The organism is Aeromonas sp. SE22 (assembly GCF_038739755.1).
Taxonomy (GTDB): domain Bacteria; phylum Pseudomonadota; class Gammaproteobacteria; order Enterobacterales; family Aeromonadaceae; genus Aeromonas; species Aeromonas jandaei.
Genome location: NZ_JBCGFD010000002.1, coordinates 636,471 through 656,600 on the forward strand (window position 1 = coordinate 636,471; position 20,130 = coordinate 656,600).

Below are 20,130 nucleotides of genomic sequence, written 5' to 3' on the forward strand. Positions count from 1 at the left end.
GCCATGGCGACATGGCCCTTTTTTGTTATCCTTGCGCCCCTCAAATTTGTCGGAGGCCAAGGTGAACCGTTTCGCTCTCGCCCGCCGGGAAGCTGCTTTTTGTCTGCTGCTGACCCTGCTCTACTTCTTTGCCTGGTATGGCACCGCCTATTTCATCCCAGTCCATCTGGAGCTGTGGGACATCCCGCTCTGGTTCCTGCTCAGCTGCATGGTGATGCCGCTCATCTTCATCATCCTCTGCGCCCTGATGGTCAATCGCCTCTTCGTGGATATCCCGCTCGATACCCACGCCAACCCGCAGAAGGAGCACCCCCGTGAATCTTGAGTTGATGCTGCCGCTCTTCATCTATCTGGTGCTGGTGCTGGGGGTCGGTTTCTGGGCCAGCCGCCACCGCGCCGGCGGCAACTTCGTGCAAGAGTACTTCATCGGCAACCGCAGCATGGGTGGGCTGGTGCTGGCGATGACCCTGGTGGCGACCTACACCTCGGCCTCCTCTTTCATCGGTGGGCCGGGTGCCGCCTACAAGATTGGTCTGGGCTGGGTGTTGCTGGCGATGATCCAGCTGCCCACTGTCTGGCTGACCCTGGGGGTACTGGGCAAGAAGTTCGCCATCATCGCCCGCCGGGTCAATGCGGTGACCATCAACGACATGCTGTGGGCACGCTACCGGAGCAAGGCGGTGGTGGTGCTGGGTTCGGTCACCATCATCCTCGCCTTTATCGCCACCATGGTGGTGCAGTTTATCGGTGGCGCCCGTCTGCTGGAGACCGCCACCGGCCTCTCCTACCAGCAGGGGCTGATGCTGTTTGCCAGCTGCGTGCTGCTCTACACCATCATCGGCGGTTTTCGCGCCGTGGTGATGACCGATGCCCTGCAGGGGATCATCATGCTGATCGGCACCGGTGCCCTGCTGGCGGGGATTCTGGTCGCCGGTGACGGCCTGCCAAACCTTATCCACCAGCTCAAGGTGATCGATCCCAAACTGGTGAGCCCGCAGGGGGCCGGCGACATGTTGACCCAGCCCTTCATGCTGAGTTTCTGGATCCTGGTCTGTGTCGGGGTGGTGGGGTTGCCCCACTCAGCGCTGCGCTGCTTTGGCTATCGCGACAGCAAGGCGCTCCATCGCGGCATCCTGATCGGTACCGTAGTGAGCGCCCTGCTGATGTTCGGCATGCATCTGGCCGGCGCTCTGGGGCGCGCCATCCTGCCCGGCATGGACAGTCCGGACAAGATCATGCCCTCCCTGATGATGGAAGTGCTACCTCCCTGGCTGGCCGGGGTCTTTCTGGCGGCACCGATGGCGGCCATCATGTCCACCATCGACTCCCAGCTGATCCAGGCCTCCGCCACACTGGTGAAGGATCTCTACCTCAACTATCTCAATCCGAAACAGGAAAAGCTGGAGGTACGCATTCCGCGCCTCTCCCTGCTCTGTACCCTGATCCTCGGCACCCTGGTGCTGCTCGCGGCACTGCAACCGCCAGAGATGATCATCTGGCTCAACCTGCTCGCCTTCGGTGGCCTGCAGGCGGTGTTCCTCTGGCCGCTGGTGCTCGGCCTCTACTGGTCGCGGGCCAACGGCCCCGGCGCACTGGCCAGCATGGTCAGCGGCATCGTCAGCTATGGGGTTCTGAGTCAGTGGGAAATCAAGCTGGCCGGCCTGCACGCCATCGTGCCGAGCCTCGCGCTGGCACTGGTGATTTTCGTGGTGGTCAGCCTGTTCACCGCAGCCCCCACGCGGGAAGTTCGGGCCCTTTTCGAGTAGCAATAACAAAAAGATAAATAAAGGGTTCCAAAACTATCCCCAAATGGGTGGTTTCCGGTTAAACTGTGCGCCAAGTCACAAAAGATTGCCGCAGTATGCCCGTTAAAGCCACTCGACAACTGATTACCCACTCCCTGCAGCGGCTCGGTTATGCCTTGCTGCTGCCGGTCTCCATCCTGCCGATGGCGGCCCTCATCTATCGGCTGGGGCAGCCGGATGTACTGGATCTTGCGGTGCTCTCCCTCACCGGGCAGGCGATCTTCAGCCAGATGCCGCTCATCTATGCGGTGGCCATCGCCTTTGGTCTGAGCCGACAAGAGCTGGGCGGGCAAACGCTGGCGGGTGCGGTCAACTTTCTGCTGCTCAGCACGGCGTTCAACACGCTGGCGCCCAACCTGCACGCCGATATGATCTGCGGTCTGCTGGCGGGGCTGACCACCGCGATTGTCTACCCCTGGGTGCATCAGCAAAAGCTGCCCGGCTGGCTGCAGATGGCCAGAGGGGAGTTTCCCAGCGTGCTGGCTTCAGCACTGCTCTGCCTGCTGCTCGCGGTTCCCCTCTCGCTACTCTGGCCACCGCTGGAGCGCGGCTTGACCCTGCTCACCTCGGATCTGCTCACCACCCCCTTCGGCGCCTTCTGTTTTGGCACCCTCAACCGCCTGCTCATTCCGCTCGGCCTGCATCAGGTGCTGGGCAGCGTGGTTGGCCTTGGCGAGAGCAACCTGCAGGCACTGGCTGCCGCCCAGCCGCTGCACGAGGGGTATATGGCCGGCCTCTACCCCATCATCATGTTCGGCCTGCCGGGCGCCTGCTTCGCCATCTGGCTGCACCGCCAGCGGATGCAGCGACTGCCACAGGGGGGCTTGCTGCTTACTCTGGCGCTCACCTCGGCGCTGGTGGGGATCACCGAACCGATCGAATTTCTGTTCGCCTTCACCGCCCCCTGGCTGTTTCTGGCTCACGCCCTGATGACGGGGCTCTCGCTCGCCGTTTGCAGCGCGCTCGGCATCAAGGTGGGAAGCTACTTCTCCGCCGGCCTGCTGGATCTGGTATTGAGCTATCAGGCGGGGGAGCACAGTTTCTGGATCATTCCGGTCGGTATCCTGTTCTTCGTCGCCTACACCCTGCTCTTTTATCAGCTGCTGGAGCGCGCCCCCCTCAGCATGCCGAGCAAGCCCATCGCCAAGGAGCACCCGCGCCTTGCGAGCGTGGTGCCCACCGACCCGCAGATGCTGGCCATCCAGTACCTCAAGGTATTGGGCGGCATGGACAACCTGCAGGCGATGAGCGTCTGCCTGACCCGTCTCAGCCTGCGAGTGCGCGACATCAGCCGGGTCGATCAATCCCGTTTGCTGGAGCTGGGCTGCCTCTCCTGGATCGTGCTCAACGACCACCAGCTGGTACTGGTGCTGGGTCCCAGCGCAGGGCTTATCGAGGGGCAGATCCGCATGCTGGCAGAGCGCCAGTCGGTGCCGCTCGGTCTCAAGCCCAATCAGGAATCGGCCAGCCAGAGCAGCTGGTAACAACTCAGGCAAACGGCAGCCGTTCGGCCACAAAGTCCATCAGGGTTCGCAAGGCGGGAGCGAGATGCTCCCGGCTCGGATAGATGAGATAGAAGGGATTGGGCGGCACGGCGAGCTCCGGCAGCACCTTCTGCAATCGGCCACTCGCCAGATCCCCCTCGCAGACATGATGGGGCAGCAAGGCAATCCCCCCTTCGTTGATCGCCAACTCCCGCAGCGCCAGCAGGCTGTTGCTGATGCAGGCTCCCAGCGGCCGCCAGCCTCCCTCCTGAAGCGGCCAGAGCGGCAGCGCCGAGTGCACCAGACAGGCGTATCGTCCCAGATCGCTCAATTGCTGCGGCATGCCGTGGGCCGCCAGATAGGCGGGTGCCGCCACCAGATGGCGCGGCACCTGACCGATACGCCGACAGATGAGGCTGGAGTCTTTCAGCGGCGCCGCCCGCAGCGCCAGATCATAACCCTCGCCCACCAGATCAAGCTGCTCATCGCTCAGGGTCAGCTCCAGTACCACCTCGGGGTAAAGCGCACGAAACTCGGCCAGGATCCGGCCAAGCAGCAGGGTACCGGTCGCCTCGGGGGCGGTGATCCGCACCCGACCAGCCGGTGCCGATCGCAGCCTTGCCATCGCCAGATTGGCGCTGCGAGCCAGCGTCAGCAGTCCCTGACAATGCTCCACATAGACCTCCCCCTGCGGGGTCAGGCTCAACCTGCGAGTGGTGCGCTGCAGCAACCGCACGCCGAGCTGAGCTTCGAGTCGCGAGATCTTCTGGCTTACCGACGATTTCGGCATCCCCATCAGCTCGGCCGCCCGGGTAAAGCTCCCCTGCTCCACCACGGTGGCAAACAGTCCCATCAACTCCAGATCGACATTGTTCATATATTCAAACAGTCTTTACCAATTACCCATCTTAATCAGGATAATTAACCAGACTAGAGTGAGTGGCAATCCCGAACACACCGATTTGAAAGGAACAACCATGAAAGCCATTGCCCTGACTCACTATCTGCCGAGCGACCATCCCGACTGCTTTATCGCCGCCGAGCTGCCCGACCCCACGCCGGGCCCGCGGGACCTGCTGGTGCGGGTCACCGCCACCTCCATCAATCCGGTCGACACCAAGGTGCGCGCCCCCAAGGCCAAGGTCGAAAATAGCCCGCGCGTGCTGGGTTGGGATGCGGTCGGTGAAGTGATCGCCACCGGCAGCGAAGTAACCCTGTTCAAGGCCGGCGACCGGGTCTGGTATGCCGGCGACATCAGCCGCCCCGGCAGCAACAGCGCCCTGCAACTGGTGGATGAGCGCATCGCCGCCCTCGCCCCCACCAGTCTGAGCGACGTGGAGGCAGCCGCTCTGCCGCTCACCGCCATCACCGCTTGGGAGACCCTGTTCGACCGCTTTGGCCTCACCCGCGAGAGCCGTGGCAAGCTGCTGATCATCGGTGGAGCTGGCGGAGTGGGCTCCATCGCCATCCAGCTGGCTCGCCAGCTCACGGGTATGGAGGTGATTGCTACCGCTTCCCGCCCCGAAACCCGTGAGTGGTGCCTCGAGATGGGTGCTCATCAGGTCGTGAACCATCACAAGCTGCAGGAGGAGTTGACCGCCCTTGGCATTACTCAGGTCGATGCCATCTTCTGCACCAATGCCACCGCCGAGCACTGGGCCACCATGGCAGGGCTGATCCGCCCGTTTGGCCATATCTGCACCATCGCCGAGTCCAAAGAGCCCTGGGATCTCTCCCTGCTCAAGAGCAAGAGCGTCACCTTCAGCCAGGAGTTCATGTTCACCCGATCCCTGTTCCAGACCCCGGACATGATCGAGCAGCACAAGCTGCTGACACAGGTTGCCACTCTGGTTGATCAGGGCGCACTGCAGAGCACCCTGACCAAAACCCTGCCGGCCCTGACCCCGACCTCACTGGCAGAGGCCCATGCCGAGGTAGAGGCAGGCCGCATGGTGGGCAAGCTGGTGATCGACATGAGCGGCTTCTCCCGCTAATCCCTTGTGGGTAATTGCTGCACCATAGTAGTGTGAACTCACCAGTGCCACGCCCCAACAGGGGACGCAGCAACCAGAGAGCCAGACAGTCACCACGCAGAACCACCATAAAAACCCCATAAAAGAGGGCCATCCCGTCGGGATGGCCCTAAATACCTGAACATTGGGGTAACAATCACACACATATCCTTCAGCAGGACATCAGGCTTTTGCAGCTGGCGTGCCAACTATGCCGGTTGCCTTGCAACTTCCCATCTTTGAGCCAAAAAAATGCCACCTGACGGTGGCAGTGAAAAATGACGGAACTTGAGCAAAGCGTTCGGCGAAAACCGGTCATCTTCGCCGCTACAGAGCAATACAGAAACCGTGCCAATTCGGCAAAGCCTCCTCATGACACCGCCATCGCCCGCTCCGTACGGGCAAACCACGACAGCACACGCCCATGATGATAGAATCGCGCGGTTTCACATTTATGAAGAGTCGACGCCATGCCCTGGATACAAATTCGAATCAACGCCACTGCCAAGACCGCAGACAAGGTGAGCAACATGCTGCTGGGGCGTGGTGCCCAGGCGGTGACCTTTATGGATGCCAAGGATGTGCCCGTCTATGAACCCATGCCCGGTGAAACCCCGCTCTGGGGCGAGACCGAGGTAATGGGTCTGTTCGATGCCGAAACCGATCCGGCCCCCACCATCGCCTTCTTCCAGCAGATCTTCGGCGAAAACGTCGGCTACAAGGTCGAGCAGCTGGAAGACAAGGATTGGGTGCGCGAGTGGATGGATCACTTCCACCCCATGCAGTTTGGCGAACGCCTCTGGATCTGCCCGAGCTGGCGCGATGTGCCGAACCCCGATGCAGTCAACGTCATGCTGGATCCGGGTCTGGCCTTCGGTACCGGTACTCACCCCACCACCGCGCTCTGCCTGCAGTGGCTGGACGGGCTGGATCTGGCCGGTAAAACCGTGGTCGACTTTGGCTGCGGCTCCGGCATCCTCGGCATCGCCGCCCTGAAACTGGGAGCCGCCCGCGTTATCGGTATCGACATCGACCCGCAGGCGATTCAGGCCAGCCGCGACAACGCCGCGCGCAACGGCGTCGCCGACCAGATTGAGCTCTATCTGCCAGCCGACCAGCCGCAAGATGTCGAAGCGGACGTGGTAGTCGCCAACATTCTGGCTGGCCCGCTGCGCGAACTGGCACCGCTGATCGCCGGCCACGGCAAAGCAGGCAGCCTGATGGCCCTCTCCGGCGTACTGGAGAGTCAGGCCCCGGAGCTGGAAACCATCTACGGCCAGTGGTTCGAGATGGACCCGACCGCCGTCAAGGAGGAGTGGTGCCGCCTCTCCGGCCGCAAGCACAGCTAAGCTCGGTCAGCTTTGACGCCAACCTCATGCCATCAGGGCTCCCGTTCGGGGGCCCTGATTGTTTTGGCCTGCCGAACCCACCGCCGTTGATGCTCCCTGTTGATACGAAGAGGTTTGAAGGCGATATGGCACTTCTCGAACACTCCCATTCGAAGGCACTACTCACTCAGTTTCCGTTAAGATGGATCCCCAACTAAACGCTATCGAGAGGGACTTCTTATGCGGATTGCCATTCTGGATGACTATCAGGATCAGGTGCGTCATCTCCCCTGCTTTGCGCTGCTGGCAGCTCATGACGTCATCATTCTCAACCAGAGCGAACCCGATCCGGCGCGACTTGCCGCCCAGCTGACAGGCGTGGAAGCGCTGGTGCTGATCCGCGAGCGCACCCGCATCGACGAACAGCTTCTGATTCAACTCCCCTCCCTTAAACTCATCAGCCAGACCGGCAAGATCAGCCAGCATATCGATCCCGCTTTATGCCAACGCTATGGGGTAACCATTGCCGAAGGCATCGGCAGCCCGGTAGCACCTGCCGAGCTCTGCTGGGCACTCATCATGGCTGCCTCGCGCCATATTCCCGCTTACAGTCACGCTTTGAGCCAAGGCCAGTGGCAACAGTCCGGAGCTCTGGGCCTGGGCCGTACCCTGCAAGGGTTAACCTTGGGTATTTGGGGCTATGGCAAGATAGGCCAGCGGATCGCCCGCTACGGCAAGGCATTTGACATGTCGGTGTTGATATGGGGCAGTGACGCTTCGCGCAAGCAGGCCGAACTGGATGGCTATGCCAGCGCTTCCAGCAAGGAGGCGTTTTTTAGTCAGGCCGATATCCTCTCACTGCATCTGCGCCTGAGCGAGGCAACCCGCAGCTGTGTGACCCATGCAGACCTTACCCGCATGAAGGGAAACTCTCTGCTGGTCAATACCAGCCGGGCCGAGCTTATCGAGCCGGGCGCGCTCTATGCCGAGCTCAGTAACCATCCGGAGAAGCGGGCCACACTCGATGTCTTTGACACCGAACCGGCCACACAGGAAAACGAGCCCCTGCTGCGCCTGCCAAATGTACTGGCGACGCCTCATCTGGGCTATGTGGAGCAAAACAGCTACGAACTCTACTTTCGCGTGGCATTCGAGAATGTGCTGGCCTTTGCCGAAGGCAGACCTGCCAATCTGGTTCTGCCCGTATCGGGCGGGTGATCACGTTACTTCTGCCGTATTGGCGCCAATATCCAACCTTCCGGCAGATAAAGGAAAGTAACCGCCATGAACGAATATCAGAAGATGATCAGCAGCCAGCCCTATAACTGCATCGACCCGGAATTGATAGCGATACGGCGCGAGGCGGCGGCACGCTATCGCCGTTTCAATCGGGCAGAGGAAGAGGATGAACAGCGGGCGCTGTTGCTGGAGCTGGTCGGCGAGCTGGCAGAGGGAGCCTTTATTTGTCCGCCCCTCTACTGCACCTATGGCCGCCACATCCACCTTGGCAAAAACAGCTACATCAACATGGGCGCCACCCTGCTGGACAACGCCCCCATCCGTATCGGGGCCGACGTGATGATCGGGCCAAACGTGCAGATCTATACTGCAGCCCACTCACTGGAGGCCGATGAACGGGTACAAGGGGTCGAGACGGCGCTGCCCATCACCATAGAAGACAAGGTCTGGATCGGTGGTGGGGCCATCCTGCTGCCCGGGGTCACCATAGGACGGGAGGCAGTTGTCGGGGCCGGAACCGTGGTCACCAAAGATGTGCCGGCAGGCGCCAGAGTGGCAGGCAATCCAGCCAGGCTCCTGCCAACCAGGAGAGTGGAACGAGCCAGCTGACGCATCACTGCAACCATACGCGGCCCGTGTCAGCAGACGCATAACCCCATAAAAAATAAAGCCCAATGTCACGAAGACGTTGGGCTGTTTAAAAAGGTGCTACGGAATTGCGACTCTCATCGCAGAAAAATTAGAAGGAGTGCCCTTCTAAACTGGCAAGAGGGATATTAATAGACGCGAAAACGTTTTACATAGCGAAATACACCAGGATTGAGAGGTGTATCTCACTATTTAAATAATTACCTGCTACGCCTCGCCGACCCCCTTGGAGCCGTTTATTTTCTCCCACCACTCTGGTTACTATTCACGGTTAAACAAAAAGCCCCTGCACTGAGGAGCTTTCTCTTTTTGACTATTTACCGGGCAACCTAGAAGTGGCGGACAAACTGCTCGATAGGCAGTTCACGCAGTTTGCGCGCTTCCAGCATGGGGGTGCCGAGGTAGAGGAAGCCCACCAGCTGGTCTTCTGCCGCCAGTCCCAGTCCCTTGTTGATCTGCTCGTCGAAGATAAACCAACCGGAGCGCCAGATGCCGTTGAAACCCTGCGCCTGTGCCGCCATCTGCATCGCCATCACGGCGCAACCGGCAGAAAGCTCCTGCTCCAGCTTCGGCACTTTGGGGTGCTCCTGATAACGGGTTGCCACCGCGATGACCAGCGGAGCGCGCAGCGGCGCCTCGCTGCACTTCTTGATGCTCTCTTCATCTTCGCCGCGGGCACGGGCCGCCTCGGCCAGCAGCTTGCCCAGCCGCTCGCGGCCTTCCCCTTCAAACAGAATGAACTGCCAGGGAGTCAGGGTGCCATGATCCGGCGCGCGCAGCCCCGCTTTCAAAATATTGTCGAGTACCTCGCCAGCAGGAGCGGGATCGGTGAGACGGCCGCAGGAGTGGCGGTTGAGCAGCAGGGTGAGGGCATCCATGGGCAATTCCTTCTTGGGCAATGATGGCGCTACCTTAGCACAGCGCCGAATGAAGAAAACCCCTGAGGCTCAGGGGTTTATCTCCTTCATGATGGCGGGGAGAGATTAGATGACCGCCGCCAGTTCGGCGCCCTGTCTGATCGCCCGCTTGGCATCCAGCTCGGCAGCCACGTCGGCACCGCCGATGATGTGTACCGGCTTGCCAGCGGCCTGCAGACCGCCCTGCAGCTCCTTGAGCGGCTCCTGTCCGGCGCAGATGATCACCTGATCCACCGGCAGACACTGCTGCTTGTCACCCACCTGAATATGAAGCCCGTCGTCATCGATGCGCAGGTACTGCACGCCGGAGAGCATCTGCACCTTGCGGTTCTTGAGCACGGTACGGTGGATCCAGCCGGTGGTCTTGCCAAGACCGTCACCGACCTTGCTCTCCTTGCGCTGGAGCAGCCAGATCTGGCGCTCTGGCGCATCGATTTCAGGGGTGGTGAGGCCACCGCGCTCGCCAAGCTGCTTGTCGATGCCCCACTCCTTGAGCCAGTGATCACGGTGCCCCTCGGCATCCATCTCCACCTTCTTCTCGACCAGATACTCAGCAACATCAAAGCCGATGCCGCCGGCGCCGATCACCGCCACCTTCTGGCCGACCGGCTTGTGATCCCGCAATACATCGAGGTAGTTCAATACCTTGGGATGCTCGATCCCCGGAATATTGGGAGTACGCGGGCGGATACCGGTGGCGAGGATCACCTCGTCAAAGCCGCCGCCGAGCAGGCTCTCGGCACTCTGGCGCTGGCCCAGATAGAGCTCGACGCCGCACTTCTCCAGCCGCTTAGCGAAATAGCGCAGGGTTTCGTGAAACTCCTCCTTGCCCGGGATCTGCTTGGCGAAGTTGAACTGGCCGCCAATCTCGCTCGCCTGATCAAACAGGCTAACCTGATGGCCGCGCTCGGCAGCGTAGCAGGCAAAGGCCAGCCCGGCCGGCCCCGCCCCCACCACCGCCAGCTTCTTGGGCTGGGGCACCCGGCCAAAGGTGAGTTCGGTCTCGAAGCAGGCGCGCGGGTTGACCAGGCAGGAGGCGCGCTTCTGCTTGAAGACATGGTCGAGACAGGCCTGATTGCAGGCGATGCAGGTGTTGATCTCGTCCGCCCTGTCCTCGGCCGCCTTGATGACAAATTCCGGGTCAGCCAGGAAGGGGCGCGCCATGGAGACCATGTCCGCCTCGCCGCCTGCCAGAATGCGCTCGGCCACCTCGGGGGTGTTGATCCGATTGGTGGTGATAAGTGGCACCTTGAGGTGCTTTTTCAGCTCGGCAGTCACCCAGCTGAAGGCGCCGCGCGGCACGCTGGTGGCGATGGTGGGAATGCGCGCCTCGTGCCAGCCGATGCCGGTGTTGATGAGGGTCACCCCCACCGCTTCCAGCGCTTTGCCAAGGGCAATCACCTCTTCCAGAGTCGACCCCTGCTCCACCAGATCGAGCATGGAGAGGCGGAAGATAATGATGAAGTCAGTGCCGACCCGCTCGCGGATAGCGCGGACAATTTCCACCGGGAAGCGCATCCGCTTCTCGAAGCTGCCACCCCAGCCATCGCTGCGCTGGTTGGTGCGCTCGCAGATGAACTGGTTGATGAGATAGCCTTCCGAACCCATCACCTCGACCCCGTCATAACCGGCCGCCTTGGCCAGCGCTGCGGTGGCAGCGAAGTCGCGGATGGTGCCGCGGATCTGCCGCTCGCTCATGGCGCGCGGCTTGAAGGGGGAGATGGGCGCCTTGAGGGAGCTTGGCGCCAGACTGAACGGATGGTAGGCGTAACGGCCCGCATGGAGGATCTGCAGCGCTATCTTGCCCCCCTCCTTATGCACGGCACTGGTCACCTTCTTGTGCTTGCTTACCTGCCAGGGAAAGCTCAGTTGGGAGCCGTGAGGCACCAGCCGCCCACGCAGGTTGGGGGCGATGCCGCCGGTGACGATAAGGCCGACGCCACCGCGGGCACGCTCGGCGTAGAAGGCGGCCAGCTTGTCAAAACCGCCCTTCTCCTCTTCAAGGCCGGTATGCATGGATCCCATCAAGACGCGGTTGCGCAGCTGGGTGAAGCCGAGATCGAGCGGGGTCAGCAGGGTTGGGTAACGACTCACGACGCCTCCAGTTAATTTTTTGTTATCAAACTGCAACTAGAGTAAAGAATCGAAAATGCTTTTTCAAACAATTGTTTGGATGATTTTTCAGCGAACAGCCGTGCCCTGAACGAAGTTAAGCGGTAACTCTTTGCAGGAAATGGCAATTGGGGGGCCAACTGGTTAATAATGAGCCCTCTTTAACCCATTAACAGGGCGATAACTCGACTATGTCTATCTTCAAAGGTCTGGGTTGGCTGTTCCGCACGCTGTGGCGCCTGCTCAATTTCACCCGGCTGATGCTGGTCAATCTGCTGTTTCTCGCACTGGTGCTGGTCATCGTCTACAGCGTTGGCCAGAAAGAGGCTCCGGAGACGCCCATCGAAGGCGCTCTGACCCTCAACCTCAACGGCGTGCTGGTGGAACAGCGCAGCACGACCGATCCCACCTCGCAGCTGCTGCGCCAGATGGACAACAGCGACGAGCAGCCGAGCGAGATCCTCCTCTCCGACCTGCTGTGGGCCATTCGCAGCGCCAAGGATGACGATCGCATCAAGGCGCTGGTGATCAAGCCCCAGGGGCTGCAGGGCACCAGCTTCTCCAAGCTGCAGGAGGTAACTGCCGCCATCGACGAGTTCAAGGAGAGCGGCAAACCGGTTATCGCCATGGCCGACTTCTACAGCCAGGGCCAATACCTGCTGGCCGCTCATGCCGATCACGTGCTGCTCAACCAGAGCGGCGCCGTGGTGATCGAGGGGCTCGGCGTCTACCAGACCTACTTCAAGTCGGCGCTGGAAAAGCTCAACATCACCCCGCACGTGTTCAAGGTCGGCACCTACAAATCCTTCGTCGAACCCTATACCCGCGACGAGATGTCCCCCGAGAGCAAGGAGGCGAACCAGCGCTGGCTGGATCAGCTGTGGCAATCCTATGTAGCTGATGTGGCCGAGCAGCGGGAGATCGAACCGGATGCCGTGGCACCGGGCAAGGATCGATTCCTCGAGCTGCTACGCAAGGCCGGTGGCAACGCCGCCAACTACGCCCTCGACAACGGGCTGGTGGATCAGCTGGCGACCCGCGACGAGATGACCCAGGCGGTCATCAAGGAAGTGGGCGAGAGCGACGACCACGGCTGGAAAGGGGTTGGCCTGAAAGAGTATCTGGCCGCCATCCCGGATCAGTATCCCCAGAGCGGCAAGGATGAGGTGGGTCTGGTGGTCGCCAGCGGCGCCATCATGGATGGCGTCCAGCCTACAGGCACCATCGGCGGCGATACCCTCTCCGACCTGCTGGCCGACGCTCGCCGCGATGACAAGGTGAAAGCCGTGGTACTGCGGGTCGACAGCCCGGGCGGCAGCGCCTTCGCCGCCGAGCAGATCCGCGCCGAGCTGCTGGCCTTGAAACAGGCTGGCAAGCCGGTGGTGGTCTCCATGGGCAGCTACGCCGCCTCCGGTGGCTACTGGATCTCTGCCGATGCGGACAAGATCTTTGCCTCCCCGACCACCCTCACCGGCTCCATCGGGGTATTCGGCATGTTCGCCACCATCGACAAGGCGCTCTCCCAGTACGGCGTGCACACTGACGGCGTCGGCACCACCGATTATGTCGGCGTCGGCCTGACCCGCGCCCTGCCGGAACACGTCGGACAGGCGATCCAGCTGAACGTCGAGGATACCTACCAGCGCTTCGTCGGTCTGGTGAGCAAGGGCCGCGGCCTGAGCCCGGAAGAGGCGGAGAAAGCGGCTGAAGGTCGCGTCTGGACTGGCGAGGATGCCAAGGAGCTCGGTCTGGTGGATGAGTTCGGCAACCTCAATGACGCCATCAAGGCCGCCGCCGAGCTGGCCAACCTCAAGGAGTGGCAGGTCACCCCCATCGAGCAGGAGGAGTCCACCAAGGACAAATTCCTGCGCCAGCTGTTTGACAGCAGCGCCCGCGTGCTCGCCCCGCAACTGCAGAGCTGGCTGCCGGCCGGCTTTGGCAAGGCGCTGAGCGAGGTGAACCGCTCTCTCGACCCGCTCACCCGCTTCAACGACCCGCAAGGCACCTACGCCTTCTGCCCGGTCTGCATGCCATAAGATGCAGCAAACCAAGCAATAAAAAACGGCGACCATCTGGTCGCCGTTTTCGTTGCCTGCCTTGCCAGTGCGCTTGGCGCTGGCAGCATGCTCAATCAGGGATTGAGACGGGTCGGCAGGCCGGTACGCTGCTCCAGCACCTGCTTGACCACGTTGGAGTCAGACTCGGCGTGAGCGATAAAGCGGGTGATGGCCGGGGTCATCGGAAGCGGCACGGCGGCGGTGGAGTTGAACTCCTCCTCGTTGCGCGACAGCGGCTCGTGCACTTCCATGTAGCGACCGCCATCCGGCTCGACCGAGGTCTTGACCGGCTGGTTGACGAACTGGACGCGGGTGCCGACCGGCACGTTGTCGAACAGATACTTGATGTCGTCGGCGCGCAGACGGACGCAACCGCTGCTCACCCGCAGACCGATGCCGAAGCTGGCGTTGGTGCCGTGGATAGCATAGAGGTTGCCGATGTAGAGGGCATGCAGACCCATGGGGTTATCCGGGCCAGCCGGCCATACCGCAGGCAGGGTCACGCCTTGGGCGGCATAACGGCGACGGATGTTCTCGGTCGGGGTCCAGGTCGGGTTGGCGCGCTTGCGCTCTACCTTGGTGATCCAGTTCTCCGGGGTGTTGACCCCCAGCTGGCCGATGCCGATAGGCAGCACTTCCACCACATTCTTGCCTTTCGGGTAGTAGTAGAGGCGCATCTCGGCGACGTTGATGACGATCCCTTCGCGGGGGGCGTTGGGCAGGATCAGCTGATGGGGGATGATCAGGGTGCTACCCGCCTTCGGCAGATAGGGATCAACGCCCGGGTTGGCTTCCATGATGTTGGTGAGACCCAGCTGGAAGTCAGCGGCGATCTGCTCCAGCGGACGGTTGTCCGCGGGCACCACGTATTCCTGGTTCTCGCCGATCAGGCGGCTGTTGGCCGCAGGCAGAGTGTATTCAACGGCAGCGGCCTGCTGGCTGACCAGGGCAAGTGTGCAAAAAAGCGCCGAAGCGGCAGTGCGAAGGGGATTCATAAAATTCCTGTGTGGTTTCCTGTACCAAATGGGCCGGAGGCCGTCTCATCCTCGGTCTGCCAGTGGCGGGTAAACCTGCACCACGGCGCCAATAACCGAGCGCGCATTCTTTCCCGAGTCGGCCAAAATTTCAACTTTGTTGTCCCGCTTTTGTTGTTAAAAAGCGTCGTTTATGCGGCAATCGCGCTCAAGCTGGCAAAAGCCACTGTGACACAAGGCAGCCAAACGGCGGATGAACAGGATCGGGAGGGCATGGAGAAAGCGCCAGATCGCCCCGTAAACAGGGGAGGCACAGGCCAATTGTTTCACTTGCGAAACAGATATCAAAACGTTTGTCTCACCAGCAGATACAATCTCATTTGCAGCAGGGCCGGCAAAATGGTGCAAAGCGCAGCCATAGCACCGCCCGACGCGATTATTTGATTGATCTGGCTCGGGTTTATGTTTACCAATGAAGCATTGCGGCCAATCAGGGAGATGAGGGGCCGCCAGCAACCACCAAGGACGAGGTTTCGCCATGCTGTCGTATCTGCTGCGCCGCACGCTGCTCATCATTCCGACCTTTCTTGGCATCACCCTGCTGGTCTTTACCGTCACCCGCTTTGTGCCGGGCGGGCCGGTGGAGCGGATGCTGATGCAGGCGCAGGTGTCGCAGCATGAGGGGGGCCGCTCCGGCGGCAGCAAGGGGGCGCAGGCCCTCTCCGACGAGCAGATCGAGGAGCTCAAGGCCTTCTACGGCCTCGACAAGCCGATGCTGGTCGCCTACTGGGAGTGGCTGCAGAAGCTGGCGGTGCTCGATCTCGGCGATTCGACCCGCTACTACGAACCGGTGTGGGATCTCATCAAGGAACGGCTGCCGGTCACCGCCTTCTTCGGCGTGGCTACGTTCGTGCTGAGCTACGCCGTCTCCATCCCGCTCGGGGTGGCCAAAGCGCTCAAACACAACAGCCGCTTCGATTCCCTCAGCTCCATGCTTATCTACATGGCATATGCCCTGCCCGCCTACGTAGTGGGGATCTTTCTCATCACCGTCTTCGCGTTTCATCTGGAGTGGCTGCCGATGGGGGGCTTCCCGGGGGACGAGTACGACTCGATGAGCAGCAGCTGGGAGCAGATCCACACCCTCTTTGCCCATGCCCTGCTGCCGCTTATCGCCTACGCCATCGGTGATTTCGCCATCCTCACCATGACCATGAAGAACAGCCTGATGGAGAACCTCTCGGCCGATTACGTGCGTACCGCGGTAGCCAAGGGGCTGCCATTTCGCCGGGCCGTCACCGACCACGCCATGCGTAACAGTCTGATCCCCATAGCCAGCCATCTGGGCTCAGTGCTCACCGTCTTCTTCGGCGGCTCCTTCCTTATCGAGACAATCTTCAACATCGACGGCATCGGCCTGCTCGGTTACGAGGCGATCGTCGAGCGGGACTACCCCACCGTCATGGGCATTCTCGCCATCACCTCCATGCTGATGCTGGTGGGCAATATCGTCTCCGACATCTGTGTTGCCATCGTCGATCCCCGCGTGCGGTTTGGAGAGTGAAGATGAGCCCCCTTTCTCTTTTTACTGTCAGATTGAAACAGCGCCATATCGCCCCCGCTATCTGCGTTGCAATCCGGTTCGTCGATCCCCGCGTGCGGTTTGGAGAGTAGCCATGAACCCGGTCACCCTGAAAAAAATGAAGCGATTCAAGTCGATCAAGCGCGGCTACTACTCCTTTATCCTGTTCACCCTGCTGGTGCTGATCTCCCTGCTGGCGGAGCTTCTGGTCAACAGCCGGGCGCTGGTGGTGAGCTATCAGGGCACCCTCTACTTCCCCACCTACAGCGCGGTGATCCCCGGTCGCCACTTCGGTTTCGACTACGACTACGAGACCAACTATCGCCAGCTCAAGAGCCGCTTTGCCCATGAGCAGAAGGGGGATTGGGTGCTGCTGCCGCCGGTGCCATGGAACCCCTATGAGCAGGATTTCAAGGAGGATGCCTACCCCCCTTACGCCCCCAGCCACGCCGATCGCCACTTCTTCGGCACAGATACCGGCGGGCGCGACGTGCTGGCGCGGCTGGTCTATGGCTTTCGCATCGCCATCGGTTTCGCCTTTATCGCGCTGGTGGCCAGCTACGCCATCGGGGTCACCGTTGGCTGTCTGATGGGCTTTCTCGGCGGCCGTTTCGACCTCATCCTGCAGCGCTTTATCGAGATCTGGTCACAGGTACCGTTTCTCTACGTCATCATGATCCTGGTGTCGCTCACCAAGCCCGACTTCAGCCTCTTTGTCGCCATCAACGTGCTGTTCGGCTGGATGGGGATCACCTGGTACATGCGCACCCTCACCTACAAGGAGCGGGCGCGAGACTATGTGATGGCGGCACGGGCGCAGGGGGCGAGCACAGGACGCATCATCTTCCACCACATTCTGCCCAACACCCTGATGATGATCGTTACCCTGGCCCCCTTCTCAGTAGTGGGCAACATCTCCACCCTGACCGCCCTCGACTATCTGGGCTTTGGCCTTGCGCCGCCGACCCCGAGCTGGGGGGAGCTGCTCTCGCAGGGGATCAACAATCTCGACGCCATCTGGATCGTCAGCTCGGTGGTGGCGGCGGTGAGTCTGGTGCTGATCATGGTCTCCTTCATCGGCGAGGCCATCCGCGAGGCATTTGACCCGCGCCCCTTCACCCGTTATCAGTAGGAGCTTCGCCATGTCCTCCCCCATGCTCACCGTACGCGACCTCGAGGTCACCTTTACCGTCGACGGGGACGAGCTCAAGGTGCTCGATGGCGTCAGCTTCAGCGTCGCACCGGGACAGACCCTCGGTCTGGTCGGCGAATCGGGCTGCGGCAAGAGCGTCACCGCGCTGGCCATCATGGGGCTGCTGCCCCGCCCCCACGGCCGGGTGGTAGCCGGCACCATCGATTTTGAGGGGGAGGCTCTGCTCGCACTCCCTCCCGAACAGATGCACAGGGTGCGTGGCAACCGCATCTCGATGATCTTTCAAGAACCGATGACCGCGCTGAACCCGGTGCAGACGGTGGGGGAGCAGCTGATGGAGGTCTACCGCCTGCACCGCCCCGACTACGGCAGGGCCGAGCGCAAGGTGGCCGCCATCGCCATGCTGCAGAAGGTGGGGATCCCGGAGCCGGAGCGGCGCTTTGCCGTCTATCCCCACAACCTCTCCGGCGGCATGCGCCAGCGGGTGATGATCGCCATGGCGCTCGCCTGCGAGCCCGCTCTGCTCATCTGCGACGAGCCGACCACGGCGCTCGATGTGACCATTCAGGCCCAGATCCTCGACCTGATGAAGGGGCTGCAAGCCGAGACCGGCATGGCCATCCTCTTTATCACCCACGACCTTGGCGTGGTGGCGGAGCTGTGCGACAAGGTGGTGGTGATGTACGCCGGGCGGGCGGTAGAGCAGGCCGACGTGTTCGAGCTGTTTGACCACCCCCGTCACCCCTACACCCACGGTCTACTGGGGGCCATTCCTCGCCTCGATGGCCAGCCCAAGCAGCTGCTCAATACCATCAGGGGGCAGGTGCCCGCCCTGCACGAGATGCCGGCCGGCTGCCGCTTCGCCAACCGCTGCCCCCACGCCAGCGAGCGCTGCAGCCACGAAGTACCGGCTGTCGAACAGCTGGCCCCCCACCACGGCGTGGCCTGCCACCACTGGAAGGAGTTGACCCCATGAGCACGCTGTTATCGGTAAGGGGACTGACCCAACACTTTCGCCTCGGCGGCCTGCTGCGCAAGGGCTACACGGTACACGCGGTGGATGACATCAGCTTCGACCTCAAGCAGGGAGAGACACTGGGGCTGGTGGGTGAATCGGGCTGCGGCAAGTCGACTCTGGGGCGCACCCTGCTCAAGCTGTTCGAGCCAAGCGGCGGCACCATCACCTTCGAGGGGCGCGATATCACCCGCCTCAGCCCTCGCGAGATGCGCTCCCTGCGTCAGGAGATGCAGATGGTGTTTCAGGATCCTGCAGAATCCCTCAACAGCCGTCATACGGTGGGGCAAATTCTGGAGGAGCCCTTTATCATCCACGGCAAGGGCAGCACGCAAGAGCGGCGCGCCTGGGTCGATGAGTTGCTGGCCAAGGTGGGGCTGCCCACCAGCGCGCGGGATCGCTATCCCCACGAGTTTTCTGGCGGCCAGCGCCAGCGCATCGGTATCGCCCGCGCCATCGCCCTGCGCCCCAAGCTGCTGATCTGCGACGAGGCGGTCTCGGCCCTCGATGTTTCGGTGCAGTCGCAAATCATCAACCTGCTGCTCACCCTGCAGCGGGAGATGCAGCTCGCCATCATCTTCATTGCGCACGATCTGTCGGTGGTGAAACATATCTCGGATCGCATTGCGGTGATGTATCTGGGACGGATAGTCGAATTGGCGGATGCCCAGTCGCTCTATCTGGCGCCGCGCCACCCTTACACCCAGGCGTTGATCTCCGCCATTCCGGTGCCGGATCCACGTCGGCGCAGCCAGCGCATCCTGCTGACCGGCGATGTCCCCTCCCCCATCACCCCTCCCGCCGGCTGCCATTTCCATCCGCGCTGCCCCCATGCCACGGTGCTGTGCAAGAGCAAGGCGCCCCGGCTGGAGGTTTGCGATGAAGCACATCATCAGGTGGCGTGCCACACCCCGCTGACGGTCGGCAGCGATGCCAGAGAGGAGCCAGCAAGCTGATTGCCCGAGAGTGAGCTGTGAGGATAAAAACCGACGAGGCGGCCATCTGGCCGCCTCGTGCTATCGGGTCAATCTGCCAACCGTTAGGCGATCTGGTAGCGCCCCGGCTTGTGGTTGAGTGTCAACACCAGATTACAGATAACCGCCGCCACGATGGAGAGGGCCAGAATCCAGGGTTGCACCACGAAGAACGAGGCGATGACGATGGCGCAATCGAGCCCCATCTGCAGCTTGCCCGCCCTAATGCCAAAGCGATCCTGAATAAAGAGCGCCAGAATATTGAAGCCCCCCAGACTCGACTTGTGGCGAAACATGATAAGCAGCCCCATACCGATCAGGGTGCCACCGATCAGCGCCGCATAGAGGGGCTCTATCTTGCCGATCTGCAACACGCCGTTGAGGTGATCGGTCATGTAGGAGACCGCCGCCACCGAGACGAAGGTGTTGAGGGTAAAGCGCGGCCCCATTCTGAGCCAGGCGAGCGCGTAGAAGGGCAGATTGATGCCGAAGAAGAGCAGGCCAAAGCTGATGCCCGTCACCTGTTGCAGCAGCAGCGCCAGCCCGGCGGTGCCGCCGGTGAGCAGGCCCACCTGATGAAACAGGAAGATGCCGAGGGAAACAAAGCCTGCCGCGGTCAGCAGGGCCAGCACATCCTCATAGACGGGATGGGCAGTACGAGTCGAGGTGTTGTCCATAACCTGTATCCAAGCGAAGTAAAGAGAGAGTGTCTGTCGCCTGCCCTATTCGGCAGGCTGCGAGCCCTGTCGACAGGGCTTCGTTATGAGGTCCAGTCTATTTTTTGTGAAAATGATCACAACAAGAGGGCTGCACGCCCCATTCTGGTGCCT

The 20,130-nt window shown here is 61.5% G+C and carries 18 protein-coding genes; 12 read left to right on the top strand and 6 right to left on the bottom strand.

What is annotated here, in order from left to right; all coding sequences use genetic code 11:
* Positions 1-61: 61 nt before the first annotated feature.
* From AAHA39_RS06810 to AAHA39_RS06820, 3 genes are all read left to right on the top strand, one after another.
* The gene (locus AAHA39_RS06810) at positions 62-325 is read left to right on the top strand and encodes a YhdT family protein (RefSeq protein WP_320655193.1); all 264 of its coding nucleotides are present in this window, start codon (positions 62-64) and stop codon (positions 323-325) included.
* On the top strand, positions 315-1,766 hold the full coding sequence (gene panF, locus AAHA39_RS06815) for a sodium/pantothenate symporter (RefSeq protein ID WP_104015589.1): 1,452 nt from the start codon (positions 315-317) through the stop codon (positions 1,764-1,766). The genes AAHA39_RS06810 and panF overlap by 11 nt, the downstream gene beginning before the upstream one ends.
* A 95-nt stretch (positions 1,767-1,861) precedes the next feature.
* Positions 1,862-3,289: a PTS transporter subunit EIIC gene (locus AAHA39_RS06820; protein ID WP_201960128.1), complete on the top strand. Its 1,428-nt coding sequence runs from the start codon at positions 1,862-1,864 to the stop codon at positions 3,287-3,289.
* A 4-nt stretch (positions 3,290-3,293) separates the two neighbouring features.
* Here AAHA39_RS06820 and AAHA39_RS06825 read toward each other — a convergent pair whose 3' ends face one another.
* Positions 3,294-4,166, bottom strand: a complete 873-nt coding sequence (locus AAHA39_RS06825) for a LysR family transcriptional regulator (RefSeq protein WP_042031671.1) — start codon at positions 4,164-4,166, stop codon at positions 3,294-3,296.
* A 100-nt stretch (positions 4,167-4,266) separates the two neighbouring features.
* On the opposite strand from AAHA39_RS06825, the gene AAHA39_RS06830 reads away from it, so the two are divergent.
* From AAHA39_RS06830 to AAHA39_RS06845, 4 genes are all read left to right on the top strand, one after another.
* Positions 4,267-5,283, top strand: coding sequence for a zinc-binding alcohol dehydrogenase family protein (locus AAHA39_RS06830; protein WP_320655202.1), 1,017 nt, complete (start codon positions 4,267-4,269; stop codon positions 5,281-5,283).
* A 488-nt stretch (positions 5,284-5,771) separates the two neighbouring features.
* Positions 5,772-6,650 carry a 50S ribosomal protein L11 methyltransferase gene (gene prmA, locus AAHA39_RS06835; RefSeq protein ID WP_320655204.1) on the top strand — a complete coding sequence of 293 codons (879 nt, stop codon included), beginning with the start codon at positions 5,772-5,774 and terminating at the stop codon, positions 6,648-6,650.
* A 219-nt stretch (positions 6,651-6,869) separates the two neighbouring features.
* Positions 6,870-7,847, top strand: a complete 978-nt coding sequence (locus AAHA39_RS06840) for a D-2-hydroxyacid dehydrogenase family protein (RefSeq protein WP_320655206.1) — start codon at positions 6,870-6,872, stop codon at positions 7,845-7,847.
* 66 nt (positions 7,848-7,913) lie between these two features.
* On the top strand, positions 7,914-8,477 hold the full coding sequence (locus AAHA39_RS06845) for a sugar O-acetyltransferase (protein WP_320655208.1): 564 nt from the start codon (positions 7,914-7,916) through the stop codon (positions 8,475-8,477).
* Positions 8,478-8,845: 368 nt separating this feature from the next.
* Here the strand turns inward: AAHA39_RS06845 and AAHA39_RS06850 are convergent, their stop codons facing one another.
* Positions 8,846-9,394, bottom strand: coding sequence for an NAD(P)H nitroreductase (locus AAHA39_RS06850; RefSeq protein WP_041207938.1), 549 nt, complete (start codon positions 9,392-9,394; stop codon positions 8,846-8,848).
* Positions 9,395-9,499: 105 nt separating this feature from the next.
* Positions 9,500-11,527, bottom strand: coding sequence for an NADPH-dependent 2,4-dienoyl-CoA reductase (locus AAHA39_RS06855; protein WP_320655211.1), 2,028 nt, complete (start codon positions 11,525-11,527; stop codon positions 9,500-9,502).
* Between the two features lie 209 nt (positions 11,528-11,736).
* Here AAHA39_RS06855 and sppA point away from each other — a divergent pair, with 209 nt between their 5' ends.
* Positions 11,737-13,581, top strand: a complete 1,845-nt coding sequence (gene sppA / locus AAHA39_RS06860; protein WP_320655213.1) for a signal peptide peptidase SppA — start codon at positions 11,737-11,739, stop codon at positions 13,579-13,581.
* Between the two features lie 95 nt (positions 13,582-13,676).
* Here sppA and AAHA39_RS06865 read toward each other — a convergent pair whose 3' ends face one another.
* The gene (locus AAHA39_RS06865) at positions 13,677-14,597 is read right to left on the bottom strand and encodes a L,D-transpeptidase family protein (protein ID WP_041207935.1); all 921 of its coding nucleotides are present in this window, start codon (positions 14,595-14,597) and stop codon (positions 13,677-13,679) included.
* A 156-nt stretch (positions 14,598-14,753) separates the two neighbouring features.
* Complete coding sequence (locus AAHA39_RS06870) at positions 14,754-15,116, bottom strand: hypothetical protein (RefSeq protein ID WP_320655216.1); 363 nt, start codon at positions 15,114-15,116, stop codon at positions 14,754-14,756.
* Between AAHA39_RS06870 and AAHA39_RS06875 the strand changes: the two genes are divergently transcribed.
* From AAHA39_RS06875 to AAHA39_RS06890, 4 genes are all read left to right on the top strand, one after another.
* The gene (locus tag AAHA39_RS06875; protein ID WP_320655219.1) at positions 15,115-16,140 is read left to right on the top strand and encodes an ABC transporter permease subunit; all 1,026 of its coding nucleotides are present in this window, start codon (positions 15,115-15,117) and stop codon (positions 16,138-16,140) included. The two genes, AAHA39_RS06870 and AAHA39_RS06875, sit on opposite strands and share 2 nt — an antisense overlap.
* A 112-nt stretch (positions 16,141-16,252) precedes the next feature.
* Positions 16,253-17,290: an ABC transporter permease gene (locus tag AAHA39_RS06880; RefSeq protein WP_320655221.1), complete on the top strand. Its 1,038-nt coding sequence runs from the start codon at positions 16,253-16,255 to the stop codon at positions 17,288-17,290.
* Positions 17,291-17,300: 10 nt separating this feature from the next.
* Positions 17,301-18,287 (top strand): ABC transporter ATP-binding protein, encoded by a 987-nt coding sequence (locus tag AAHA39_RS06885; RefSeq protein WP_320655223.1) that lies wholly within the window; start codon positions 17,301-17,303, stop codon positions 18,285-18,287.
* Positions 18,284-19,282 (top strand): ABC transporter ATP-binding protein, encoded by a 999-nt coding sequence (locus AAHA39_RS06890; protein ID WP_320655225.1) that lies wholly within the window; start codon positions 18,284-18,286, stop codon positions 19,280-19,282. Before AAHA39_RS06885 ends, AAHA39_RS06890 begins: the two co-directional genes overlap by 4 nt.
* Before the next feature lie 83 nt (positions 19,283-19,365).
* Here AAHA39_RS06890 and AAHA39_RS06895 read toward each other — a convergent pair whose 3' ends face one another.
* On the bottom strand, positions 19,366-19,977 hold the full coding sequence (locus AAHA39_RS06895) for a YitT family protein (protein WP_042031690.1): 612 nt from the start codon (positions 19,975-19,977) through the stop codon (positions 19,366-19,368).
* Between the last annotated feature and the right edge of the window lie 153 nt (positions 19,978-20,130).

What these genes read in the sequence shown, in the direction of transcription:
- AAHA39_RS06885 (WP_320655223.1), top strand. Translation starts at nt 17,301, where the DNA reads ATGTCCTCCCCCATGCTCACCGTACGCGACCTCGAGGTCACCTTTACC.
- AAHA39_RS06850 (WP_041207938.1), bottom strand. Translation starts at nt 9,394, where the DNA reads ATGGATGCCCTCACCCTGCTGCTCAACCGCCACTCCTGCGGCCGTCTC.
- AAHA39_RS06865 (WP_041207935.1), bottom strand. Translation starts at nt 14,597, where the DNA reads ATGAATCCCCTTCGCACTGCCGCTTCGGCGCTTTTTTGCACACTTGCC.
- AAHA39_RS06820 (WP_201960128.1), top strand. Translation starts at nt 1,862, where the DNA reads ATGCCCGTTAAAGCCACTCGACAACTGATTACCCACTCCCTGCAGCGG.
- AAHA39_RS06840 (WP_320655206.1), top strand. Translation starts at nt 6,870, where the DNA reads ATGCGGATTGCCATTCTGGATGACTATCAGGATCAGGTGCGTCATCTC.
- AAHA39_RS06880 (WP_320655221.1), top strand. Translation starts at nt 16,253, where the DNA reads ATGAACCCGGTCACCCTGAAAAAAATGAAGCGATTCAAGTCGATCAAG.
- AAHA39_RS06845 (WP_320655208.1), top strand. Translation starts at nt 7,914, where the DNA reads ATGAACGAATATCAGAAGATGATCAGCAGCCAGCCCTATAACTGCATC.
- AAHA39_RS06875 (WP_320655219.1), top strand. Translation starts at nt 15,115, where the DNA reads ATGCTGTCGTATCTGCTGCGCCGCACGCTGCTCATCATTCCGACCTTT.
- AAHA39_RS06870 (WP_320655216.1), bottom strand. Translation starts at nt 15,116, where the DNA reads ATGGCGAAACCTCGTCCTTGGTGGTTGCTGGCGGCCCCTCATCTCCCT.
- sppA (WP_320655213.1), top strand. Translation starts at nt 11,737, where the DNA reads ATGTCTATCTTCAAAGGTCTGGGTTGGCTGTTCCGCACGCTGTGGCGC.
- AAHA39_RS06825 (WP_042031671.1), bottom strand. Translation starts at nt 4,166, where the DNA reads ATGAACAATGTCGATCTGGAGTTGATGGGACTGTTTGCCACCGTGGTG.
- prmA (WP_320655204.1), top strand. Translation starts at nt 5,772, where the DNA reads ATGCCCTGGATACAAATTCGAATCAACGCCACTGCCAAGACCGCAGAC.
- AAHA39_RS06895 (WP_042031690.1), bottom strand. Translation starts at nt 19,977, where the DNA reads ATGGACAACACCTCGACTCGTACTGCCCATCCCGTCTATGAGGATGTG.
- AAHA39_RS06890 (WP_320655225.1), top strand. Translation starts at nt 18,284, where the DNA reads ATGAGCACGCTGTTATCGGTAAGGGGACTGACCCAACACTTTCGCCTC.
- AAHA39_RS06830 (WP_320655202.1), top strand. Translation starts at nt 4,267, where the DNA reads ATGAAAGCCATTGCCCTGACTCACTATCTGCCGAGCGACCATCCCGAC.